Raw genomic sequence first — 347 nt, forward strand, 5'->3', positions numbered from 1 at the left:
CTATAAAATCTTCTTGTAAAAAAATCTTGTCATACAAAGTTTTTTCTTGTTTTCCTGAACATATAGTACAAATATTATTGTAGTCAGCTTTCAAAGGTAACAAGTTGTTCTAGTTGTTCTAATGTCTCTTGAAATTCATTTTTAGGAAAGGATGCACAACGCCCCATTACCTGAAAGACTTGCCCATTTACATAGTGGAGTTCTAAATACGTAATCACGAATATATCCAAATTACTAACAGGAAAACAATAAAAAATAATTTTCTTACCTGTCCATGCTAATGGATAAATTGTTTTCAATTTTTGTCTTGTTTCTTCATCTCCAAGGTGTGGTGCGGTATCTAGCGT

At 31.7% G+C, this 347-nt stretch carries 1 pseudogene; it reads right to left on the reverse strand.

Features of this window, described 5'->3' with window-relative positions:
* Positions 1–83: 83 nt before the first annotated feature.
* A pseudogene (locus tag JDS99_RS31130) lies at positions 84–347 on the reverse strand (hypothetical protein); the annotation flags it as partial.

It is taken from the genome of Bacillus cereus group sp. N6 (genome assembly GCF_016483705.1).
In the GTDB taxonomy this organism is placed as follows: Bacteria; Bacillota; Bacilli; order Bacillales; family Bacillaceae_G; genus Bacillus_A; species Bacillus_A wiedmannii.